The sequence below is a fragment of the Brevibacillus sp. TJ4 genome (assembly GCF_044627595.2).
In the GTDB taxonomy this organism is placed as follows: Bacteria; Bacillota; Bacilli; order Brevibacillales; family Brevibacillaceae; genus Brevibacillus.
On sequence record NZ_CP185865.1, the window covers coordinates 4,192,501 to 4,212,373 of the forward strand.

22 protein-coding genes (1 of these 22 cut by a window edge) are annotated in these 19,873 nt (G+C 52.4%); 3 read left to right on the forward strand and 19 right to left on the reverse strand.

Translation table 11 applies throughout. The features are described 5' to 3' along the window. From lysS to folP, 7 genes are all read right to left on the reverse strand, one after another. Window positions 1-724, reverse strand: partial view of a lysine--tRNA ligase gene (gene lysS, locus ACAF76_RS20635; RefSeq protein WP_400161845.1) — the 5' portion only. Its footprint begins 794 nt before the window's first position; only the first 724 of its 1,518 coding nucleotides appear in the window; the start codon lies at window positions 722-724; its stop codon lies beyond the left edge, outside the window. 100 nt (window positions 725-824) lie between these two features. Further along, a complete protein-coding gene (greA, locus tag ACAF76_RS20640) occupies window positions 825-1,301 on the reverse strand; it encodes a transcription elongation factor GreA (protein WP_400161844.1) in 477 nt (158 codons plus the stop codon). 203 nt (window positions 1,302-1,504) lie between these two features. Next, window positions 1,505-2,533, reverse strand: a complete 1,029-nt coding sequence (dusB, locus tag ACAF76_RS20645; RefSeq protein ID WP_400161843.1) for a tRNA dihydrouridine synthase DusB — start codon at window positions 2,531-2,533, stop codon at window positions 1,505-1,507. A gap of 86 nt (window positions 2,534-2,619) precedes the next feature. Then, window positions 2,620-2,829, reverse strand: a complete 210-nt coding sequence (locus ACAF76_RS20650) for a helix-turn-helix domain-containing protein (RefSeq protein ID WP_400161842.1) — start codon at window positions 2,827-2,829, stop codon at window positions 2,620-2,622. Then, complete coding sequence (folK, locus tag ACAF76_RS20655) at window positions 2,781-3,311, reverse strand: 2-amino-4-hydroxy-6-hydroxymethyldihydropteridine diphosphokinase (RefSeq protein ID WP_400161841.1); 531 nt, start codon at window positions 3,309-3,311, stop codon at window positions 2,781-2,783. Before folK ends, ACAF76_RS20650 begins: the two co-directional genes overlap by 49 nt. Beyond that, on the reverse strand, window positions 3,308-3,679 hold the full coding sequence (gene folB / locus ACAF76_RS20660) for a dihydroneopterin aldolase (protein WP_400161840.1): 372 nt from the start codon (window positions 3,677-3,679) through the stop codon (window positions 3,308-3,310). Before folB ends, folK begins: the two co-directional genes overlap by 4 nt. After that, complete coding sequence (folP, locus tag ACAF76_RS20665) at window positions 3,672-4,850, reverse strand: dihydropteroate synthase (RefSeq protein ID WP_400161839.1); 1,179 nt, start codon at window positions 4,848-4,850, stop codon at window positions 3,672-3,674. Before folP ends, folB begins: the two co-directional genes overlap by 8 nt. A 27-nt stretch (window positions 4,851-4,877) precedes the next feature. Here folP and ACAF76_RS20670 point away from each other — a divergent pair, with 27 nt between their 5' ends. Then, window positions 4,878-5,084, forward strand: a complete 207-nt coding sequence (locus tag ACAF76_RS20670; RefSeq protein ID WP_400161838.1) for a hypothetical protein — start codon at window positions 4,878-4,880, stop codon at window positions 5,082-5,084. Between the two features lie 73 nt (window positions 5,085-5,157). Here the strand turns inward: ACAF76_RS20670 and tatC are convergent, their stop codons facing one another. The 9 genes from tatC to ACAF76_RS20715 all read right to left on the reverse strand — a co-directional run bounded on the left by tatC (window position 5,158) and on the right by ACAF76_RS20715 (window position 14,130). Then, a complete protein-coding gene (gene tatC / locus ACAF76_RS20675; protein WP_400161837.1) occupies window positions 5,158-5,886 on the reverse strand; it encodes a twin-arginine translocase subunit TatC in 729 nt (242 codons plus the stop codon). A gap of 96 nt (window positions 5,887-5,982) precedes the next feature. Beyond that, a complete protein-coding gene (gene tatA / locus ACAF76_RS20680; protein WP_400161836.1) occupies window positions 5,983-6,189 on the reverse strand; it encodes a twin-arginine translocase TatA/TatE family subunit in 207 nt (68 codons plus the stop codon). A 21-nt stretch (window positions 6,190-6,210) separates the two neighbouring features. Then, a complete protein-coding gene (locus tag ACAF76_RS20685; RefSeq protein ID WP_400161835.1) occupies window positions 6,211-7,848 on the reverse strand; it encodes a PhoX family protein in 1,638 nt (545 codons plus the stop codon). A gap of 188 nt (window positions 7,849-8,036) precedes the next feature. Continuing rightward, window positions 8,037-8,627 (reverse strand): aminodeoxychorismate/anthranilate synthase component II, encoded by a 591-nt coding sequence (gene pabA / locus ACAF76_RS20690; RefSeq protein WP_400161834.1) that lies wholly within the window; start codon window positions 8,625-8,627, stop codon window positions 8,037-8,039. A 208-nt stretch (window positions 8,628-8,835) separates the two neighbouring features. Continuing rightward, window positions 8,836-9,768, reverse strand: a complete 933-nt coding sequence (cysK, locus tag ACAF76_RS20695; protein ID WP_400161833.1) for a cysteine synthase A — start codon at window positions 9,766-9,768, stop codon at window positions 8,836-8,838. Window positions 9,769-9,844: 76 nt separating this feature from the next. Continuing rightward, a complete protein-coding gene (locus tag ACAF76_RS20700) occupies window positions 9,845-10,747 on the reverse strand; it encodes a peptidyl-prolyl cis-trans isomerase (protein ID WP_400161832.1) in 903 nt (300 codons plus the stop codon). Window positions 10,748-10,773: 26 nt separating this feature from the next. After that, window positions 10,774-11,646 (reverse strand): Hsp33 family molecular chaperone HslO, encoded by an 873-nt coding sequence (gene hslO, locus ACAF76_RS20705; protein WP_400161831.1) that lies wholly within the window; start codon window positions 11,644-11,646, stop codon window positions 10,774-10,776. Between the two features lie 156 nt (window positions 11,647-11,802). After that, complete coding sequence (locus ACAF76_RS20710; protein ID WP_400161830.1) at window positions 11,803-12,744, reverse strand: RNA polymerase sigma factor RpoD/SigA; 942 nt, start codon at window positions 12,742-12,744, stop codon at window positions 11,803-11,805. Between the two features lie 285 nt (window positions 12,745-13,029). After that, a complete protein-coding gene (locus tag ACAF76_RS20715) occupies window positions 13,030-14,130 on the reverse strand; it encodes a mandelate racemase/muconate lactonizing enzyme family protein (protein WP_400161829.1) in 1,101 nt (366 codons plus the stop codon). 98 nt (window positions 14,131-14,228) lie between these two features. Between ACAF76_RS20715 and ACAF76_RS20720 the strand changes: the two genes are divergently transcribed. Continuing rightward, window positions 14,229-15,398 (forward strand): GerAB/ArcD/ProY family transporter, encoded by a 1,170-nt coding sequence (locus ACAF76_RS20720; RefSeq protein ID WP_400161828.1) that lies wholly within the window; start codon window positions 14,229-14,231, stop codon window positions 15,396-15,398. A gap of 82 nt (window positions 15,399-15,480) precedes the next feature. Here the strand turns inward: ACAF76_RS20720 and ACAF76_RS20725 are convergent, their stop codons facing one another. Genes ACAF76_RS20725 through ACAF76_RS20735 form a run of 3 tightly spaced genes read right to left on the reverse strand, consistent with a single transcriptional unit; the run spans window position 15,481 to window position 19,266 of the window. Then, on the reverse strand, window positions 15,481-16,659 hold the full coding sequence (locus ACAF76_RS20725; protein WP_400161827.1) for a Ger(x)C family spore germination protein: 1,179 nt from the start codon (window positions 16,657-16,659) through the stop codon (window positions 15,481-15,483). After that, window positions 16,656-18,167 carry a spore germination protein gene (locus ACAF76_RS20730; protein WP_400161826.1) on the reverse strand — a complete coding sequence of 504 codons (1,512 nt, stop codon included), beginning with the start codon at window positions 18,165-18,167 and terminating at the stop codon, window positions 16,656-16,658. The genes ACAF76_RS20725 and ACAF76_RS20730 overlap by 4 nt, the downstream gene beginning before the upstream one ends. Then, entirely contained in the window at window positions 18,148-19,266 is a 1,119-nt protein-coding gene (locus ACAF76_RS20735; RefSeq protein ID WP_400161825.1) for an endospore germination permease, read from the reverse strand. The genes ACAF76_RS20730 and ACAF76_RS20735 overlap by 20 nt, the downstream gene beginning before the upstream one ends. 136 nt (window positions 19,267-19,402) lie before the next feature. On the opposite strand from ACAF76_RS20735, the gene ACAF76_RS20740 reads away from it, so the two are divergent. Further along, complete coding sequence (locus ACAF76_RS20740) at window positions 19,403-19,780, forward strand: hypothetical protein (protein ID WP_400161824.1); 378 nt, start codon at window positions 19,403-19,405, stop codon at window positions 19,778-19,780. Window positions 19,781-19,873: the final 93 nt, after the last annotated feature.

The following is a 19,873-nucleotide window of genomic DNA, read 5'->3' on the forward strand; positions in this document are numbered from 1 at the left end:
CAATGGCAATCCGCATATACAACTGCATGTCCAACGCATTGTGATGCGTAATGAACGGACGTGCCGAAGCTCCTCCGGCGATCGCATGCAGCGTAGGGGTTTCCACTTCCAGATAACCGAGGTTGTCCAAATAGCGGCGCATCGAAGTCAAAATCCGGCTGCGGGTGATAAACGTCTGCCGCACCTCCGGATTTACGATCAAATCCACGTAACGCTTGCGGTAGCGCGTTTCAATATCTTTTAACCCGTGGTATTTCTCAGGCAGCGGTCGCAGCGATTTGGTCAAATAGGTGAGTTCCTTTGCTTTGACACTCAACTCGCCTGTCTTGGTCTTGAAGACGACGCCCGTAACCCCGACCAGGTCGCCGATGTCGCTTAACTCAAATACCTTGTGCGCGTCTTCGCCAACCGTGTCCTGGCGCACGTAAATCTGAATCTGGCCGGAGCGGTCCAGCAATTGGGCGAAGCTCGCCTTGCCCATCGAGCGTTTTGCCATCAAACGGCCAGCGATGGTGACGACATGCTCGCCCGCTTCCAGTTCCTCTTTGGACTTCTCACCGTACGCTTCGATGACTTCAGCAGCGTGGTGAGTCTGATTGAATTTTTTCCCGAATGGATCAAAACCCCATTCGCGCAGTTGGTTCATTTTGTCGCGACGCACTTGAAGCAGCTCGTGAAGCTCCTCTTGTTGGTCTTCTTGCTGCAGGTCTTGCTCGTTAGCCATTGCCTTTCACTCCTCATAATAAATCCCAGTTTTGCCAAGCACGCAGGTGGAATAAATAGTGACAGGGCGTACCTCTAACAAGGTACGCCATGTTTCAAACTTACAGGTTGATATCGAGAATTTCGTATTGAATGACGCCAGCCGGTACCTGCACATCGACGATTGCGCCTTTGGCCTTGCCCAACAGCGCTTGCCCTACCGGTGATTCGTTGGAAATCTTGTTGTTCATCGGGTCTGATTCAGCCGAACCGACAATCGTGTAATCGACGATCTCACCGAATTCCAAGTCTTTCACTTTTACGCGGGAACCTACGCTTACTACTCCGGTATCTACGTCGTCATTCGTAATGATGCGAGCATTGCGCAGCATTTTTTCCAACGTGAGAATACGTCCTTCGATAAATGCCTGCTCGTTTTTGGCTTCCTCGTACTCGGAGTTTTCACTGATATCGCCATAGCTGATCGCTTCTTTAATCCGGGCTGCTACTTCCTTGCGCTTAACCGTTTTCAAATCTTCCAGTTCTTGTTCCAGTTTTGCCAGGCCTTCTGGTGTGAGGATCACTTCTTTTTCAGACATGTTTCGATTCCCCCGTTTAAAAATAATTCCATTGTACTGGATAAAGTACAAAGGATTATATGTAGATGTTTTATGCATTATACAGCAGTGTGTAAACACGTATGAGTACTCAAAGGGAAAGCTGCCAGGGTGAACTGGCAGCTCGACTCCCAATATTACGGAGTATTATAGGATATGAAGGAACCCTTGTCAATGTTTGGTTCCTAGTAGCTGACTGCCTCTTCGCGCACAGTAGACGCTGGTTGTTCATCGTCATCCGCGCTGTTCTCAACCCATTCGACGTAGTCGTTCAGGATGCGGCGCAGTCCTTCTTCTGTTTCCACGGCATTGATCAGGTTTTTCGTATGTGTCGAGCCTTTGAGCCCTTTGAGGTACCAGGCAGCGTGCTTGCGCATTTCCAAAACGCCAACGCGCGGGCCTTTCAAGGCAATCAAACGCTCGGCGTGCAGCAGGCAAATGTCGATTTTTTCGCGGACGGACGGCTCCGGCGGCAACTCCCCGGTCGTCAAATATTGAATCGTGCGGTACAGCATCCACGGATTGCCCAGTGCCGCGCGACCGATCATCACGCCATCGCAGCCTGTCGTATCCAGCATCCGGCGTGCGTCCTCCGGCGTAGCCACGTCGCCATTGCCGATGACCGGGATGGAGAGCGTTTCTTTTACGCGCTTGATCCAGCTCCAGTCGGCCTGCCCTTTGTACATCTGGACACGCGTACGGCCATGGACCGCGACTGCTTTTCCGCCAGCGCGCTCGACTGCCTTGGCGTTATCGAGCACGTACAAATGGTCTTCGTCCCAGCCCAAACGCATTTTTACAGTGACCGGCTTCTCGACCGCATCCACCACTGCCGAAACAACCTCGTAAATTTTGTTCGGATCGAGCAGCAGACGGGCACCCGCATCACAGCTCGTAATTTTCGGAACGGGACAGCCCATGTTGATGTCGATAATGTCCGCGTTTGTGTGTTGGTCCACGTATTTCGCTGCCTCTACCAGTGTTTCCTTATCTCCGCCAAAAATCTGCAGGCTCAGCGGTTTTTCCCGTTCGTCGACAAACAGCATATCCATTGTTTTTTTGTTTCCGTGAACAATTCCTTTGTCACTCACCATTTCGGCACAGACCAGTCCCGTACCGAACTCCTTGGCAATCAAACGAAAAGCAGGGTTGCACACACCTGCCATCGGAGCGAGAACGACGTTGTTTTTCAATTCAATATTCCCGATCTTCATCTATATATGACCTCCTTTTTCTCCAAACGCACGCAATCTGGTGGACGGGCGGTTGAACAAAAGAGATAATTCGAACCTTGCATGCATTAATTATTTATATCACATAATTCCTCAAAATCAATTTGTAAAGTGCTGGCGATCCTGCGCAAAACAGGCTCCGTCGGCATCCGTGTGCCGCGCTCAAGCGAACCTACGAACGACAAGGATACACCCAATTTTTCTGCAAGTCCTTGCTGCGTATACCCCTTTAGCTTTCGGAAGGAACGGATTCGGTTTCCCAATCGATTGTTCCCCACTTTCGTACCCCCTTCTGATCCTGCGGTAAATCTGACAAATAATGAGAAATGGAGTGGTTGTATACGGGCAATGTTTCGCCGCTCCATACATCCTGGAGCGGAATGAGCACGAAGGCTCGTTTGGTCATCTCCGGGTGAGGGATGCGCAGATGCTCCTGCTCGATGCAACTGTCCCCGTACAGCAACAGATCGATGTCCAACGTGCGCGGTCCCCAGCGAACGGTGCGTACGCGCCCCAACTCCTGCTCGATCGAAAGTGCTGCCTGAAGCAGTTGCTCGGCAGACAGGCTGGTTTCTGCAGCAATCACCATGTTCAAAAACGCGTCCTGTTCCACGAAGCCTACCGGGTCCGTCTCATAGATGGCAGAGACGCGCTTGATGCATATGCCTGGCCGTGCATGCAGCTTGCGGATCGCCTGTTTCAACTGATCCGCCCGATCGCCCAGGTTGGACCCCAAGGCCAGATATGCTGTTACTGTCATCGCGCATAATCCTCTCTTTTGCGAACCATCTCGATGGCGACGGAATCGTAGTGTCCGTTAATCGGAGGATTCGGTTTGGTTACCTTTACCTTCACTTCGGCCAAAGGGAACTGGTGCAATAGCCGTTCCGCTATTCGCGCGGTCAATGCCTCGACGAGGTTAAACCGCTCCTTCTCCGCCAATTGTTGCACACAAGTAAAGATATCGGCATAGTTGACCGTATCGTTTAGGTCATCGCTCTCTCCAGCCCGCGACAGGTCGAGAGAGAGCTCCAGGTCCACGTAAAATCGCTGGCCCAGCTCGGCTTCAGCAGCGAAGACGCCGTGGTAGCCGTAAAACGACATGCCCTTGAAGTAAATTTTATCCAATCGGGACGCCTCCTCCAAGCATCGCATCCATCATCGCAGCAACGCGCTTCATTTCTTTGACATCATGCACCCGCACTATGTGGCATCCCTTGGCGATCCCGAGCGCAACCGTAGCTGCTGTCCCTTCCAACCGCTCCTCGACCGGCAAATCCAGCACCTTGCCGATCATCGATTTGCGCGAAGTCGCCAATAATACGGGGTAGCCCAGCCCGACGAGATCGTCCAGCCGCCGCATTGCCTCAAGGTTCTGCTCCAGTGATTTGGCAAAGCCGATACCCGGGTCGAGAATGATCTGATCGTGGTCGACACCCGCATCCAGTGCAATCTGCACCGACTCGCGCAAATCGCGGATAAAATCAGGGAAAAAGTGATTGTAGTTCGGCTCGACCCGATTGTGCATCAAAATGATCGGCACACGGTGGCGGGCCGCCACCGCTGCCATATGCGGATCGCGCTTGGCTCCCCAGACGTCATTGATGATATGGGCGCCCTCGCGGATGGCGCGATCAGCGACTTCAGCCTTGTATGTATCAATGGATATCGGCACGTCCAGATTAGCCGACAACGCCCGAATCACCGGCAGCACCCGGTCCATCTCCTCCGATGCTCCCACAGGCTCAAATCCCGGTCGAGTCGATTCGCCCCCGATGTCAATCAGGTCCGCCCCCGCCTCAACCATGGCGCGTGCATGGGCCACTGCCTGGTCGAGATCGACGAATTTTCCGCCGTCCGAAAACGAGTCCGGCGTCACGTTTAGAATCCCCATTACAAGTGTGCGCTGACCCAAAGGCAGGACACTTTTTCCAAATTCCAGCTCGCGACGCGCAGCCAGGCTCTCGCGACGCAAAAATAGCTCGCTGATCTCAGCGGCTAGTGTGGTCAAATCTGTCTGCTTCCCGTCCGTGCGCTGCAAAGCCTCCTCGAGCTGGTCGCGAGTGGCAAGCAGCAGCATCTCCGCAAGCCCTCCGCTCTCCGCAATGCTGGCCTCTCCGCCGCAAGCCTGTACATTCTGCTGCAGATGACGAGCATCTTCAGCAGCCAGATTCTCCACATGAAGCATATGGAGCTCTCTGGCCGAAATGGCTTTGGCCGGCAGCGACAGTTGTATACCTAGTTTGGCAAGCTCTTCTATCCGTCCCTGGCCCTGGATCAGAAATGGATTGTGTTTCATCTGCTCTACTCCCTTTTCTGTCTTGGCATGTTGATTAGTAGCATACCACAGTTCATCCACGCCTGCTACAGACTGTCGACAGGTACCGGCAGTTTGCTCGCCTGCTCGTCGTTTGCGGACGTGACGCCTCATCACGTCTGGCCGAAACAACACGAAAAGCCCGGACGCAAGCCGGGCGTACTGGACATCCCTTTCAAACGAGCGGCGATCGTATCCGGCATCGTCTCCCACTAGCCGATTTCGTATCAAAAGCCGTGATCCCGAATGGAAGACACGGCTTTATAGTCTAGTTCAAAGGTGTAGTTCCTCATACTTCTGTCGTGAGAGCTGTTTCCTTCATGCGCTTCCGATACAACAAACGGGACAGCCCGACAGAGATCTCATACAACAGCAGCAAGGGCACAATCACCAGTACGTCCGATAAAAAGTCAGGCGGGGTAATCGTAACAGAAACCACGCACAGGGTAAAATAAGCAGGCTTTCGCATCTTGGCCAGTCGATGCGGGTTGAGGATGCCCAGATGACTGAGAAACAGCACGATGACCGGCAGTTCAAACAACAGCCCGAACGGCAGGCAAATGTGCAGCATGAACGTAAAGTAGTCGTTTGCTGTAATGACGAGATCGAAGTTGCCATTGGACAAGCCAAGCACAAACTGGTAGGTCAACGGAAACAAGATCAGGTACGAGAAGCTGAGGCCCAGCACAAACAACACAAACAAGGCAGGGATGTACATCAAAGCGACTTTTCGCTCACGCTCCTGCAAAGCAGGAACGACGAACCGCCAGATTTGAAAAGCAGCTACCGGGATGGTGATGGCGATCGCACCGACGGCCGCCAGCTTGAGGTAGATCGACAAGATATCGCTTGGTCCCAAAATCGCCAGCTTTTCCGTCGCACGGTTGGACAAAAAGTAGTAAATGTGGTCAACGAACAAAAAACAGATGATTAAGCTGCCTACAAACGTCCCGAGAACGATGATGATGCGGCGGCGAAGATCGGTGAAATGTTCCAAAAAAGGCATCTCCTGACCCACTTCAAATCCCTCCTGATTCCTCGGTCCACTTTTTCCATGAAAACGGGGAAAGGTAGTGCGTATCGCGGTCGCACCACCTCTCCCTTGATCATACGTCTACTTCACTTGCTTTTCTGCTTCACCTGCTGCTGCCTTCGCAGTGCTGTCCTCGTCGTCCTTGGTCAGGTCTTTGGCTGCCGTTTTGAACTCGGTCAAGGTGCGGCCAAATGCGCGGCCGATCTCCGGCAGTTTACTGGGGCCAAAAATGACCAGGGCAATGATCAGGATGAGAATCAGCCCAGGAATCCCGATGCTCGATAGCATATGTGCCTACACTCCCTTTTCTTAGAAGCCCGTAACGGCGATCACACTTGGCAGAGCCACTGCATTTCCGCCTTTTGGCCAATGGCTGGTAGGCTGGTCGTATGACTTCAGATTTTCACCTGGATGTTGTACTGCCAGGAACAGTGTTTTTTCATCTGGTGTAAACCAAGGACCGGTCATTTCCGCACCTACAGGACCGGATGCGAATTGTACAGCATCCCCTTTGTGCTCACCGATCGTCGGGATGAAAAAGACGCCATTGTTTCCGAACGGTGTGTAGATTCCCGTGTTGGTCGAAGAGGAGGAAATGTCTGTTACGACCCAGAGGTTTCCTGCGCTGTCAAATGCCAGGTTGTCTGGTGCCGAGAATCCGCTTTGCGGGCCACCAGCTGCGAAGATTTCAAAGGTGAAGTCTTCTCCTGCATGGTTGTTGTCTTTTTCGAACAGACGCACGATTTGTCCGTAGAAGTTGCCGTGCTTGTCGTTGTTCGTCAGGGCGATAAATACGGAACCGTCGATCGGATGAACTTCCAGGTCCTCTGGGCGGTCCATCGGAGTTGCGCCTACAGCTTGAGCTGCTTCGCGGCAGTTGATCAGCACGTCTGCTTGCGAGCTGAACAGTGGCGAACCATCGCTCTTCGTCGCTTTTTGCAGTGCTTCGTTGGTAGCCAGATCCATCGCGATCCATTTGCCTTTACCGAAGTTGGCAACGTACAGTGTACCTTCTTCCAGCAGCTTGGAGTTGGCTTTGCCAGCAGCAGGATCGTATTTGCCTTTGGATACGTATTTGTACACGTATTGGTCTTTCGCGTCGTCTCCCATGTAGACGACCAATTGGCCGGACGAAGCCAGTACCATTGCCGTGTTTTCATGCGAGAAGCGGCCAAGTGCCGTATGCTTTTTCGGTGTGGATTGCGGATCAAACGGGTCAACCTCTACAACCCAGCCGTAATGTCTGGCGTCTGGCAGTTTGCAATCGCCCACTACGTCCATGTAGTTTTCTTCGCAGGAGAGGATGGTGTTCCACAGAGTCGCACCACCAGAGCAGTTAGCGAACGTACCTGTTACTTCCGATGCGATCGAAGCTGCAGGTCCTGTCAGTACGTGCTTGGTCAGTCCGCTTACACGTCTGCCGTAACGGGAGTCATTGACCAGCTTCCACGTGCCGTTTTCTTTTTTGATTTCGATGACGGAACCACCCAATGCGTACAAATATTTCTCGATTTGTTCCGGAGTGCGCTTGTTCTCGGATCCGGCATTGAGGCTGTCATATCCGTTCACATAGTATTCGAGTTCGCCCAGGTACTCGTGGTTTACCCACAGCAAACCGTGTTCATTGCTTCCGTTGATTGGCAGGAAACAGGTAAAGTCGTTGTTGAAACCGAATGTATCTCCTGCTTGGTTGATGACATCCCCAAAGGAAGCAATGACATCATACTTAAAGCCGTTTGGCAGGATGACATCATCTGCGGTAGAGGGCTGGATCGGCGTGAAGGTAGGATTGAAGGTAGTCGTTTTTCCTTCCAAACCAAACAGGTGGTCGGCTGTTTTGCCTGAAAGCGGTCCGGCTGCCAATGCAGGAATACCAGTAGCCAGCGATGCGAGTGCTGCTGTACCTGCACCCAGGTACGTTAGAAATTGACGACGATTTACTTCCATCAAGATCGCTCCTTTTTAAGTCTTTTCGGCCCTTCTTGTAGCCCATAGTACAAGGGTTTCATCAGCGTAGCGTTAACAAAGTATGAAGAACCTGTAAATTTACACAATGTTTACAATACTCTTAAACAAAAAAACCGCCTTTAGACAAGGCGGTTTTGGCTTTTTCGTATTCGGATGACGCGAATGGCTTACTTCGCGATTGCCACATCACGCACGTAGGTGGTGAGGAAGTTTTGCAGCAGTTTTTTTCCATGCTCCGTAATAAACGATTCGGGATGAAACTGCACCCCCTCAACCGCGTATTCGCGGTGGCGCACTGCCATAATCTCCCCTTCTGCTGTGCGTGCTGCTACCTCCAGGACGTCTGGCAGCGAGTGGTCCTCCACGATCAGCGAATGGTACCGCGCTGCCGTGAACGGGGAAGGAATATCCTGAAAAATAGTTTTGCCATCGTGATAGATTTCTGAGGTTTTGCCATGCATAAGACGCTCGGCGCGTACGACGTTTCCGCCAAACACCTGTCCGATGGACTGATGCCCCAGGCAGACGCCCAGTATCGGAATCTTTCCGGCAAAGTGGCGTATCGCCTCCATGCTGATTCCCGCTTCATTCGGCGTGCATGGGCCGGGTGAAATCATCAGGTAATCGGGTGCCAGCCTTTCGATTTCTGCAAGCGTGATCTTGTCATTGCGAAATACTTGCAGCTCCTCGCCCAGCTCACCGATGTACTGCACCAGGTTGAACGTAAAAGAGTCGTAATTGTCAATCATCAAAATCATTCTACACTCGTCTCCTCTCATCTCTTCTTGCTCTGCTCACTCTGCTCAGGTTGCTTCTCTCGATGCTTACTTTATCATACCACACAGGTCGGGTCGCTGTAACTGATCTGTTGCCAAAAGCATGCGAGGCACCCCAACGGCTTTCGCTGCACAAAAAAGACCGCCAGCGTACTGCTCAGCCGCTGGCGGTGCATTTCCGATCCGAATATTAGTCTTCAAACTGGTAAAGCGGAGTGGACAGGTAGCGTTCGCCGTTGCTCGGGATCACAGCGATCACTTTTTTGCCCTTGCCCAGCTTTTCTGCTACCTGCAGGGCAGCGTGAACAGCCGCACCGGAGGAAATACCGCCGAGAATGCCCTCCTGACGAGCAACACGACGCGCCGCGTCAAACGCTTCTTCGTTTTCTACGCGGATGACTTCGTCGTAAACCTGGGTATCCAGAATGTCCGGAACAAATCCGGCGCCGATCCCCTGGATTTTGTGAGGTCCTGGCTTGCCGCCGGAGAGAACGGGAGATGCAGCAGGCTCTACCGCGACAATTTTGACGTTTGGATAATGCTCGCGCAGCACCTGGCCGACACCGGTGATCGTACCGCCCGTACCGATCCCGGAGATAAACGCGTCGACACCGCCGATCTGCTTTGCTTGCTCCAAAATCTCGGCACCCGTCGTCGTCCGGTGAATCTCAGGGTTGGCCGGGTTCTTGAATTGCTGCGGCATGAAATACGAGCTGTTTTCTTTGACAAGCTCTTCCGCTTTGCGAATCGCTCCGCCCATACCTTCGCTGCCTGGCGTCAGTACGAGGTCGGCACCGTAGGCACGCAGCAGGTTGCGTCGCTCCAAGCTCATCGTCTCCGGCATAACCAAAATGGCTTTGTAGCCTTTGGCCGCTGCTACCATCGCCAAGCCGATACCGGTATTTCCGCTGGTCGGCTCGATGATCGTATCACCCGGTTTGAGCTTGCCCTCTGCCTCTGCAGCTTCAATCATCGCCAGTGCGATCCGGTCTTTTACGCTGCTGCCCGGATTGAAAAACTCCAGCTTCAGGTACACATCGGCACTTCCCTCACTGACAACACGATTCAGCTTCACCAAAGGAGTCGATCCGATCAAGTCTGTAATGGAATTGGCGACACTCATATGTCCTCCCCCTTTTTATTACCGAGTAAAATGCTAGGTTTTATTGGTCTAATTATATCAATGAATACGCGTTTGGTCAATGAGGCTTTTGCCCAGCGATCTCCACTCCGACAGCTTCACGCAGCCGTTCCAGCACTGCATCGAGGGACTCCACCTGTGCCAATGCGATTTGGCGGCGAAGCTCCTCTTTGACCTCATCAAACGTAAACTGCTTTTCTTCCCTGCGGTCATGGACGTGGAAAATCGTGTAGTTTTTCCCTACAGGCAGAGGCGGGCTTGTTTTCCCTTTGGCCAGCTTGACCAGCTCCTCGACCACCTCATCGGGCATATCGGACGTATGCGGAGTGATCCAGCCTAGGTCTCCACCGGTGGACGCCGTTACCTCATCGATGGACCGTTCCTTGGCGAGAGTCTGGAAGTTGGCCCCTTCTCTCAGCTCGGTTTGTACCTGTTCGGCTTCTTCGCGGGAGGCGACAACAATTTGCCAGAGCCTAAGCTGCAATGGCTGGAAATAACGCTCGGGATTGTCGTTGTACACTTGCTGTACCTGTTCATCGGATACCTCGATCTCCTGGGTAGCCAGCTCCCGCAGCAGATACTGGTACGTAAGCTCTTCCTTCAAAGCCTCCACGGTTGTACCCGCCTGGCGCAACAACGCCCGTGCAAACTCCTCGTCGGTCTCGGTGCCGTAGCTTTGCTTGATCTCGGCCAACTCTTTTTCCAGCACCTGCGGGTCCATGGAAATGCCTTGGCGCTTCGCCTCCTGGAAGACCACTTCCCGGTTGATCATGTCGTCTAGCACCTGCTGGCCAAATTTTTGCTTGATCATCGTTACCCATTCGGCATCGCTGATCGTTTTGTCCCCGACGATGGCAGCTGGCTTGAACTGGCCGGCATTCTGGTACCAGGACCAGCTCACGACCAACAGCAGAAGTATGAGCGCCCCGATGAATGTCCACATGCCTTTTCCGGTTGTCAATGCATCCTCCCCCTCGAAATAGCGCTTTACATCTCTTTCATCAAATCCTCCAGCGCCGATTTCTCATAGTGGTACCGTTCATTGCAAAAGTGGCAGTGCACCTCCGCTTCCCCTTGTTCCTCAAGCAGGCTTTGCATCTCTTCCCGCCCCAGGCTGATCAAGGCCCGGGTCACCTTCTGCTCCGAGCAGGTGCAATGGAACTGAATGTCCGTGCGGCTCAAATATTTGGGGTTATCGAGGACTTTGCCCACGATTTCTTCCGGACTCAGACCTTCGCCGATCATCCGGGAGACTTGTGGGAGCTTGCTCAGGCGCTCCTCGATTTTCTCCACGACCTCGTCCGGCGCACCGGGAAGGAGCTGCAAAATAAAGCCACCCGCCGCAAGTACGGAGCGATCTGCCGGATTGACCAGCACGCCTACGCCGACTGCTGATGGCGTCTGCTCCGAGGTGACGAAGTAGTAGGTGAAATCTTCGCCGATTTCCCCGGATACGATCGGGGAGCTGCCTTGGTATGGCTCTTTCAGCCCCAAGTCCTTGGTCACGTACAGAAACCCGTCTGTCCCGACAGCCCGGGTCACGTCCAGCTTGCCCTTGTCATTCAATTCAAAGTGAACGTGGGGGTTGGTCACATAGGCGACCCCTTCCCCGTGTGCATTGGCTTCAGCCACGATTTGCCCGATCGGTCCTCCCCCTTTTATTTTGACGGAGAGGCTTTCATTTCCTTTCAGCATCGCTCCCATCATCAAGGTAGCAGTCAGTGTCCGTCCGGCTGCGGCCGTAGCGGTGTTCCACATATCGTGGCGACGACGCATCTCCTCGACAATATCGGTCGTGCGAGCAGCAAAAGCGCGCACATGTCCATCAAATCCGGTTGCTCGTATCAAATAATCGCTCATGGGAATAAATCCTCCTTAGTTATGCGTTCATTCATTATCTGCTAGTTTTTGCATGAAACAGTGTACCACATCCTCGTTCCGATGAGAAAATCCCGGGTGCAGCACATCTGCCCGAAAAAAGAAAAAGCCTCCCGTCAGTCAGGGAGGCAGTGTTGTTTATAAGTAGTCTTTCAATACTTTTGCCGCTTTTTGGGTGCGCAGTCGGTCAATCGTCGTCGCCTCAATCTGGCGAATGCGCTCCCGGGTCAGACCAAACATCTTGCCTACTTCCTCCAGCGTGTACACCTGGTCGTCGTACAAGCCGTAGCGCATGGCGATGATTTCCTGGGCACGCGGGCTCAGCCGCTCCAACGCCGCCTGCATCTGGCTCCGCAGGTCTGCCTTTTCAATCCAATCATCCAGGGAGGATTCGTCATCCTCGACAATTTCCGCGTAGCTCAGCATTTCCTCGTCAAAGTCTGTACTCCGTGGAGAAGCATCCGGCTCCGCATCGATTGATTCCAGCTTCATCCGCAAGGCGTACTCGATCGCTTCGACCTTTTCCAACGGGATGTCCAAAAATCGGGAAATCTCCTGGCGGTCCGGCGTTCGTTTGAGCGTCTGCACCAATTGCAGTACCTGTTTTTGATACAACCGGATCTGTTCATGCATGTGGACAGGTATGCGAATCAAGGTTGCCTTGTCGTTGATCGCCCGGGTAATGGACTGGGAGATCCACCAGTGCGAGTAATGGTACAGGCGTACACCGCGATTGATGTCGAATTTATCGATGGCTGTAAACAGCCCGATCGTCCCTTCCTGAATCAGGTCGAGAAACGGCATGCCGCGCTTGAGATGGCGCAAAGCCGTATTGACCACGTAACGAAGATAGGCACGGACCAGTTTTTCACGGGCATCCAAATCTCCATGCTCCTGGTAGCGAATCAAACACGCTAACTCTTCTTCCTTGTCCAACATGGGTGTTGCAGCGACGCTTTCCAAAAACAGCAGGGATGACGTATCCGAGCGGAGCGAGCGGGGAACGACGATCCCCAACTGTTCCTCCACCTCTCGCCAACGCCTGGGAGTCGAATGGAAAGAAGACGTACTAACTATCATATGCAACCCTCATTTCTCTAAAAATGAGATACACGATGAAGGTGAGCCTGTGTTGATGCCGACATGTGGATATGATGCTGATACTATCCGTAATTCGACAAAGCCAGACGGGTTCCTGCTGATTTACAGAATATTAAAGTAACTGTAACGTGAATTTATCTGGCATTTTTCCCAATTTTATGGTGGTCGTGCTTTCTTGACAGACACCTGGCAGAATGGCGATTTTTGTCATTTTATGTCGGTACATACATCGCTATCCGCCAGGTATCCTCGCCAACGAACCGCCTATGCGTCCTGTCCATCCTCCCAGTAGTGGACGCGGCGAATACCCAATCCCGGCTCGTCCTGCATCGTCAGGACCCGACCTTCGTAGGTGGCACCGCCTTCGATGACATCGTGGAGCAGCATCAGCGGGCAGTCAAAATCGTAATATTGGATGTTTTTCTTGCTGGCGGCAAAATGCGCGGCGGCCGACACGGACAGTCGCGATTCGATCATGCTTCCGACCATGCAGGGGACACCGTACTGCTCTGCCAGTTGGTTGATCAACTGCGCTTTGTAAATTCCTCCCGCTTTCATCAGCTTGATATTGATCATGTCTGCTGCGCGATTTTGCAGGACAGCGAGAGCCTGTGCCGGCGAAAAGACGCTTTCGTCTGCCATGATCGGCGTGTCGACCGAATCAGTAACCCGCTTCAGCCCTTCCAGATCATGCGCCTTGACCGGTTGCTCCACCAGCTCGATATCCAGCCCCATATCTTCCATCTTACGGATCGAACGGATCGCTTCCTTCACATTCCACCCCTGGTTGGCATCGAGACGGATTTTAATATCGTAGCCGACCGTTTTGCGAATCTCCTGGATGCGTGCGACATCCTGCTCGATGTCGTCTTTGCCCACCTTGATTTTCAATACGTTGAAGCCATCCTTCACATACGCTGCGGCATCCTCGCCCATCTCCTGCGGCGAATTGACGCTGACAGTGTAATCGGTCTCCAGTTGTTTGCGGTATCCGCCCAAATACTGGTACAGCGGCATGTCTGCCCGTTTTGCCAACAGGTCGTACAAGGCGATGTCAACGGCTGCCTTGGCACTTGTGTTGCCGACCATCGACTGATGCAAAGTGTGGAATACTTGCTCATGGGCAAGCACGTTTTTGCCGATCAACTGCGGCCGGATCGTTTGCAGGATCGCTCCTTCGATGCTTGGCAGGCTGTCACCGGTAATGACGACCGTAGCCGATGCCTCCCCCCAGCCAACCATGCCGTTGTCGCAGGTGATTTTGACCAGGATGGAGTCGAGTGCTTCCACGGTTCGCAGCGCGGTTTTGAACGGCTTTTTCAACGGTACGGAAATTCGTTTTGTTTCAATGTTTTGAATAATCATGGTATGCCTCCATTTTCGGGGATTCGTTTGGCTTGCACGTGGTCGAAGAAAATGTATTATCTTGCCATATTAGGAAAAATTGATAAAAGGAGGGGTTTATGAGACAGGAAAGCATTTCTCCATTTCAGTTCTTTTCCCTGTTTATCAATAACTTTATTGTAATTTCACCCGCTCTTCTTGCCAATGCCGTTACTGAAACTGCCAAACATGATTTCTGGATTTCGCTTGCAGTCGGTTACATGCTCGGCTTTTTGATCCTCTGGGCGCTATACGAATTTTCTCTTCGCCAAACAAACCTGAATGCGGCCCCTGCTACTATTTTCGGTCATGTGGCACTTGTTTTTTACTTGCTTTATCTGTTCGTCATTTTGCTGGTCACGATACGACTGTTCGTGCTGCTCATCCATACGTATCATTTGCCCCGAACCCCGGAGGCGGTTGTGTCGCTTATCGTATTGGCCGTCGCCTGTTACGCTGCCTGGTACGGCTTGGGGAGCATCGCCCGCATCTCCATTCTCATCTTCATTACCACGTTCAGCGTCCTGTATTTCTTTCCGTTCCCCGTCCTAAAAGATATGTCTTTCGTCCATTTACAGCCTGTATTTGCCCAGCCCGTGGATATGATCGGATACGGCGCATTACAGGCGCTGGCCTCCTGTCTGGAAGTCTTCTTTCTGTATTCCCTGATCCCCATGGTTCGGTTTCGGCACAGCGGGAAGCGCTACCGCCTGCTCTTTTGGAGTGTGGGGCTGGCTTTGGCACAGAACCTTTTTTTCTTCTCCCTGATCTTTTTTACATTTGGACCGTTCCTGACAGAAAAAATGGTGTTCCCCAACATCGAACTATTCAAGTATTTTCGCCTTGGGGATTCCTTCGAGCGGGTGGAGGCGGTGATGATTATTCTGTGGGTCAATGCGATTACGCTGCGGATCGCAACACTGATCTGGCTGTGCAAGGAGGAGGTAGGACGGCTGTTTCACCTTCGCAGCAAAAATGTGCTGCTGATCCCGCTGTCGATCATCTTCACCTTTCTGCCCTTTCTCGTCATTCGCAACATCTCCGAACTTCTGACCATCTACCACCACGCTTGGATGTACATTGTCCCGGCTGGCATCGTGTTCTATCTGCTTTCGCGCACACACAAGGAGCTACCATCCCTGAAAAATGGGAGTGACGGGGCTGGGCAAGTGAAAACCGGACATGAACAGCACACCGGTTCCCCAAGCCAGGCCCATCCAGAACAGGAATACCCACCTTTCCCGCCGTGATCCTTTTTTGTGCAAAAAACGAATTTGCATGACCGACAGCAGAACAATGACGAGGGAAAAGGATACGATCTGCAGCCACACCCTACTTCGCCACCTCCTTTTCCGGCAAGATCAGCGGCGGGCCGATAATGCCGATCTCGTTGATCCGTGCCGTGACATTCCAGGTAACCTGCTGTTCCGGAAACAGCTTGGGCCAGTCCTTCTCGATCTGCTTCCAATACTCCGGGTATTTCCGGTAGACCATGGCACCCAGTCCGACACTGTCAGCCTTGAACTCCTTTTGCAGCTTGGTGAACAGGTTGCGGTATTCGTCTTCGATCTTTTTCTTCAGGGCCTGATCCAGCTTTCTGACGTACAGCGGGTTGCTTAAATCGAGATTGCTTGTATTTTCCCGCAAGTGACCCTCAGCAACCACATCGAAGGTAAACTTCAGCTTCCCGTCAACGAGCCGGACTTTCCCCTTCGTATCCAGCATGTCTAGTTGAACCGAGGCCTGTCCATCCATCTCCGGCAACTTCACCTTCAGCACGTCCAGAGGCGCTTCCCCCAGCAAACTGTTCAGCATCATCACTTCCCCCTGTTTCAAAAAACCGACGAGCTTGTAATCCCGGAAAATGGCCGTTGTGTCCATGATCAGACGGCCCCCAGGCTGGGGAGGAGTGGCAAAGGCTGCCACTGAGGGCTCGACACCCGGTGTCGTGGAGGCGATGAAAAAGTCCCGCAGAGTAGACGGCGTCCCTTTCTTTCGTCTCACTATTTCCAGAAGCGCATCGGATATAAACGTCTCCAGACCATATTTTTTGTCTACGAGCTTCGCAGCCTTCTGTCCTTGTGCTACGACGAGAATCGTCCGCAGTCTGTTGTTGGCATTTCTGCTGAATTCGTCGAGCAGATCGCGCACACCGCGTCGGGCCAGTCCTTCGCCGATGATGACAACCCTGCTGTGCGCAGAGGAAATATCCCTCGACAGTTGACGTTCCAGTTCAATGTACATTTCATCGAGATTTTCTCCGTATGCCATCACGGTCATCGACGGCGGGACGGGGGAACCTCCCCCCTGCGCTCCTTGCTGGAACGAGCTCATCAGGCGTGGGAGAGCCACCTGAATCAAAATCTGGTACTCCTCTGGCTTCCTGCCTTCATCGAGCGCAGTCAACACGACAAAGGCAACATCATTGACTTCTCGTCTATCCCAGCAACCCGACAAACTGAACAGCAGAAGACATAGACAAAGTGCCGTCGCCCACCGCTGTTTTTTCATGGCAGCATCCCCCCTTGTTCATTGGATGTAGCACTCGTCGAGCCCGAGCCGTCTCCGCCGTTCGATGAGACTGGCTGTTGGGCTGGCACGCGAATGGTATTCTCCTTGACCATTTGCTGCGGCCTTTTGTGCATGGTCCAAAATGGCGCACGGATCAACAAGTCCTTGAGGCCCGGCAAGGACAACGGAGCCAGTGGAGTCAGGTAGGGGACCCCAAACGAGCGGATTCCCGTCATGTAAATCGTCAAGGCAAACAGCCCCAGCAAAATGCCGAACAATCCCATCGAACCGGCCAAAACAATGAGCGGAAAACGCAGAATACGCAGTGCAAAACTCATGTTGAAGCGGGGAATGGTAAAGGAAGCGATCCCCGTAATGGAGACAACGATGACCATCGGTGCCGACACAATCCCCGCTTGCACGGCAGCCTGCCCAATCACCAGCGCTCCGACGATGCTCACTGCTTGGCCGACTGGACGCGGCAACCGGACCCCGGCCTCGCGCAACGCCTCAAACGTAATCTCCATCAAAAGCACCTCGACCAGAGCCGGAAACGGCGTCGCTTCCCTCGCTGCCGCAACGGAGAATAACAAATTCGTCGGCAGCATCTCGTGATGGAATGTCGTAATCGCCACGTACAGCGAAGGGAACAAGAGCGCCATAAAAATAAAGACGGCCCGGATCATGCGGATAAATGTGCTGAAGTAAAAGTTCGTATAGTAGTCCTCACTGGCCTGTAAGCCCGACCAAAATTGAAAGGGGGCGATCAAAGCCATTGGCGTGTTGTCGACCAGTACAGCCACTTTTCCCTCCAACAGCGACCCGACGACCATGTCAGGACGCTCGGAATACTGCATCGTCGGGAAAATACTGTACCGATGGTCGCGGATGATCTCTTCGATATAGTTGCTCTCCAGGATAGCATCAATCGAAATCGAATTCAGCCTTCGCTGCATCTCCTCCACGATGTGCGGCTGTGCGATTCCTTCCATGTGAAGAAGACAAACCTCCGTCTTGCTCAACGTGCCGATTTTCATGCCCGTCACCCGCAGTTTTTCGCTGCGCAGACGTTTTCGAATCAGTGCCAGATTGATTTCGAGCAGCTCCGTAAACCCTTCCCGCGGCCCGCGAATGACCGCTTCCGTCTGCGGTTCTGATACACTGCGGTGAGGAATTTGCACCACGTTGACAATCTCGATCTGGGTGTCCCCCTGTCTGGCGATGATCACCATGCCGGACAGCAGGGCATTGAGCACCTCGGAAAAGGAACTCTCATTCGCGACATCCACCGTATTGAAGCGGCCATCCCGCTTTGTGCCTCTTTTTTTCAGTGGAGCGATCACTTCTTCCTCCAATCGCTGCTGGTCGACAAAGCCGCTGAAGAAAAGGATCAGGTATCGGTCCAATCGGCTGGACACCAGATCGGGAGGGTTCCCCAAGGCAGTGTGTATGCTTTGCAAAAATTGTTGCAGATCACTTGTGTCGACCTTATTCGTTCTGCGATTCATGCTGCTTCGCTCCTTCACGGAACAGGTTTTTCTTGATCCAGGACAAGAGTAAGGCTATGAAAGGGAACACGATAAACAAAGGGACCCAGAGTAGCCACGGTACCCACTGCAACCCGGTAAACAAATGGTTGGCAATGTCTTTCGCCATGAATACGGCCAGGAGCAACACGAGAATTGTAGCGGGCATAATGACAGACCGGTGGCTTTGTATCTTGCATTGCTGAACGATCCCGGTACAGGCCGCATAGATGAAAACGTAAATTTTGAACGTACCGGTAATCAGCAAATTGGATACTACCAAAGGGTCCAAATTCTCAATAAAATCGCCGACACTAATAAACTGGAAGGTAGTCACGAGCGGGAAAAAAGCAGTGGAAAACAGCTCTGGGCCCAAGGTAGCCACGGTAATCAGGTCAAGTATGGCAAACAGCAGCCCCGATACAAGGCTGGCCCGTAGCAATCCCTTTCGATAAGCATCCGCCCGGACCATCCAGACCCAAAACATCGAAAAGGCCAGCGTTTCCCCGAATGGAACCGTCACCCCCAGCGGAAAGACCGTCTTGGCAATGCGTAGCCAATCAACGGCAACAGGCTGTAGTAACGAGAAGCGCATAACCCCGGAGGAAAATAAAAAAAGAAACTGAATTCCCAAAAACAAAAACAGGATGAGCATGTATATCTCAGCCAAACGGGCCATCCGTTCGATTCCGGCAAAGCAGCAATACGTAATGACGGACAGCAGCAGCAGCATCGTGATCTCAAGCGGCGTTCTTGGCAAAATGTAGGTGTGCAGCAATTCCCCGCAGTCGCGAAGCATGCGCCCGGCTCCGTACAGAAAGCCAAGAATGTACAGCATGGACAACGATTTGCCAAGGAAGGAACCAAATACATTCTCAAGCAAGGGAACCCAATTCAGGTCGGGATGGAATTCCGCCAGCTTGCTGTACATCCAAACCAGCAGGCAGCCGATCATCGCGCTGATTGCTGCGGCAATCCACGCATCCTGCTTGGCACCCGCTCCGAATCCGAAAACCAGGTTGCTGCCCATCTGAAAAAGGAAAACGAGGCTCCATAACTGTATCGTCGAGAGAACGGGCATTTCCTTGGTTCTCCTTTTTTACCAGGTAGTACTTGTAGTATTCCTATGTAACGCGGGAATATGTTTTTCGCAGAGAAGAAGGAAGCAGTTGCGAGTTTGTTCCCATCAAAAAACGATCCGGATTTTGGATAATCGCTTGGCAACACCGTTTTGTAACGATTCGCCAAAGGAACCCTGCTATGATGAGAGCAATAAACGGGGGGCAGAACGAAGGGGACGTTGGGCTGGCACTCCTTGGACGGAGCTGGGTGGTGAAAGATTGTTTGTAAACAACCTGAAACGCAGAAAAAAACCGTTTTTGATCGTGGAGCTGATTGTTCTAGGACTATTGGTGCCCTATTTATTTGTCGCCATTGCATATGAACTCATACTCTTGCCAATTTTATATTCCGGCATGTCGCTCGTCTTTTTCATCCGAGTTATCGAAAATTTCATGCGCAAAAGCAACCTGATCGTCCTGATCGCTTTTGTGATTTTGTCGGTTTTATCGTTCGTAAAACATTTCAATGAATAAGCCTTGCCAATATTACCAACATTTACAGATTGTATAGTTGCAGGCAAAAATGGAAAATAAGAGATGGGAAGTGTTTCCCATCCAAATTCTAGG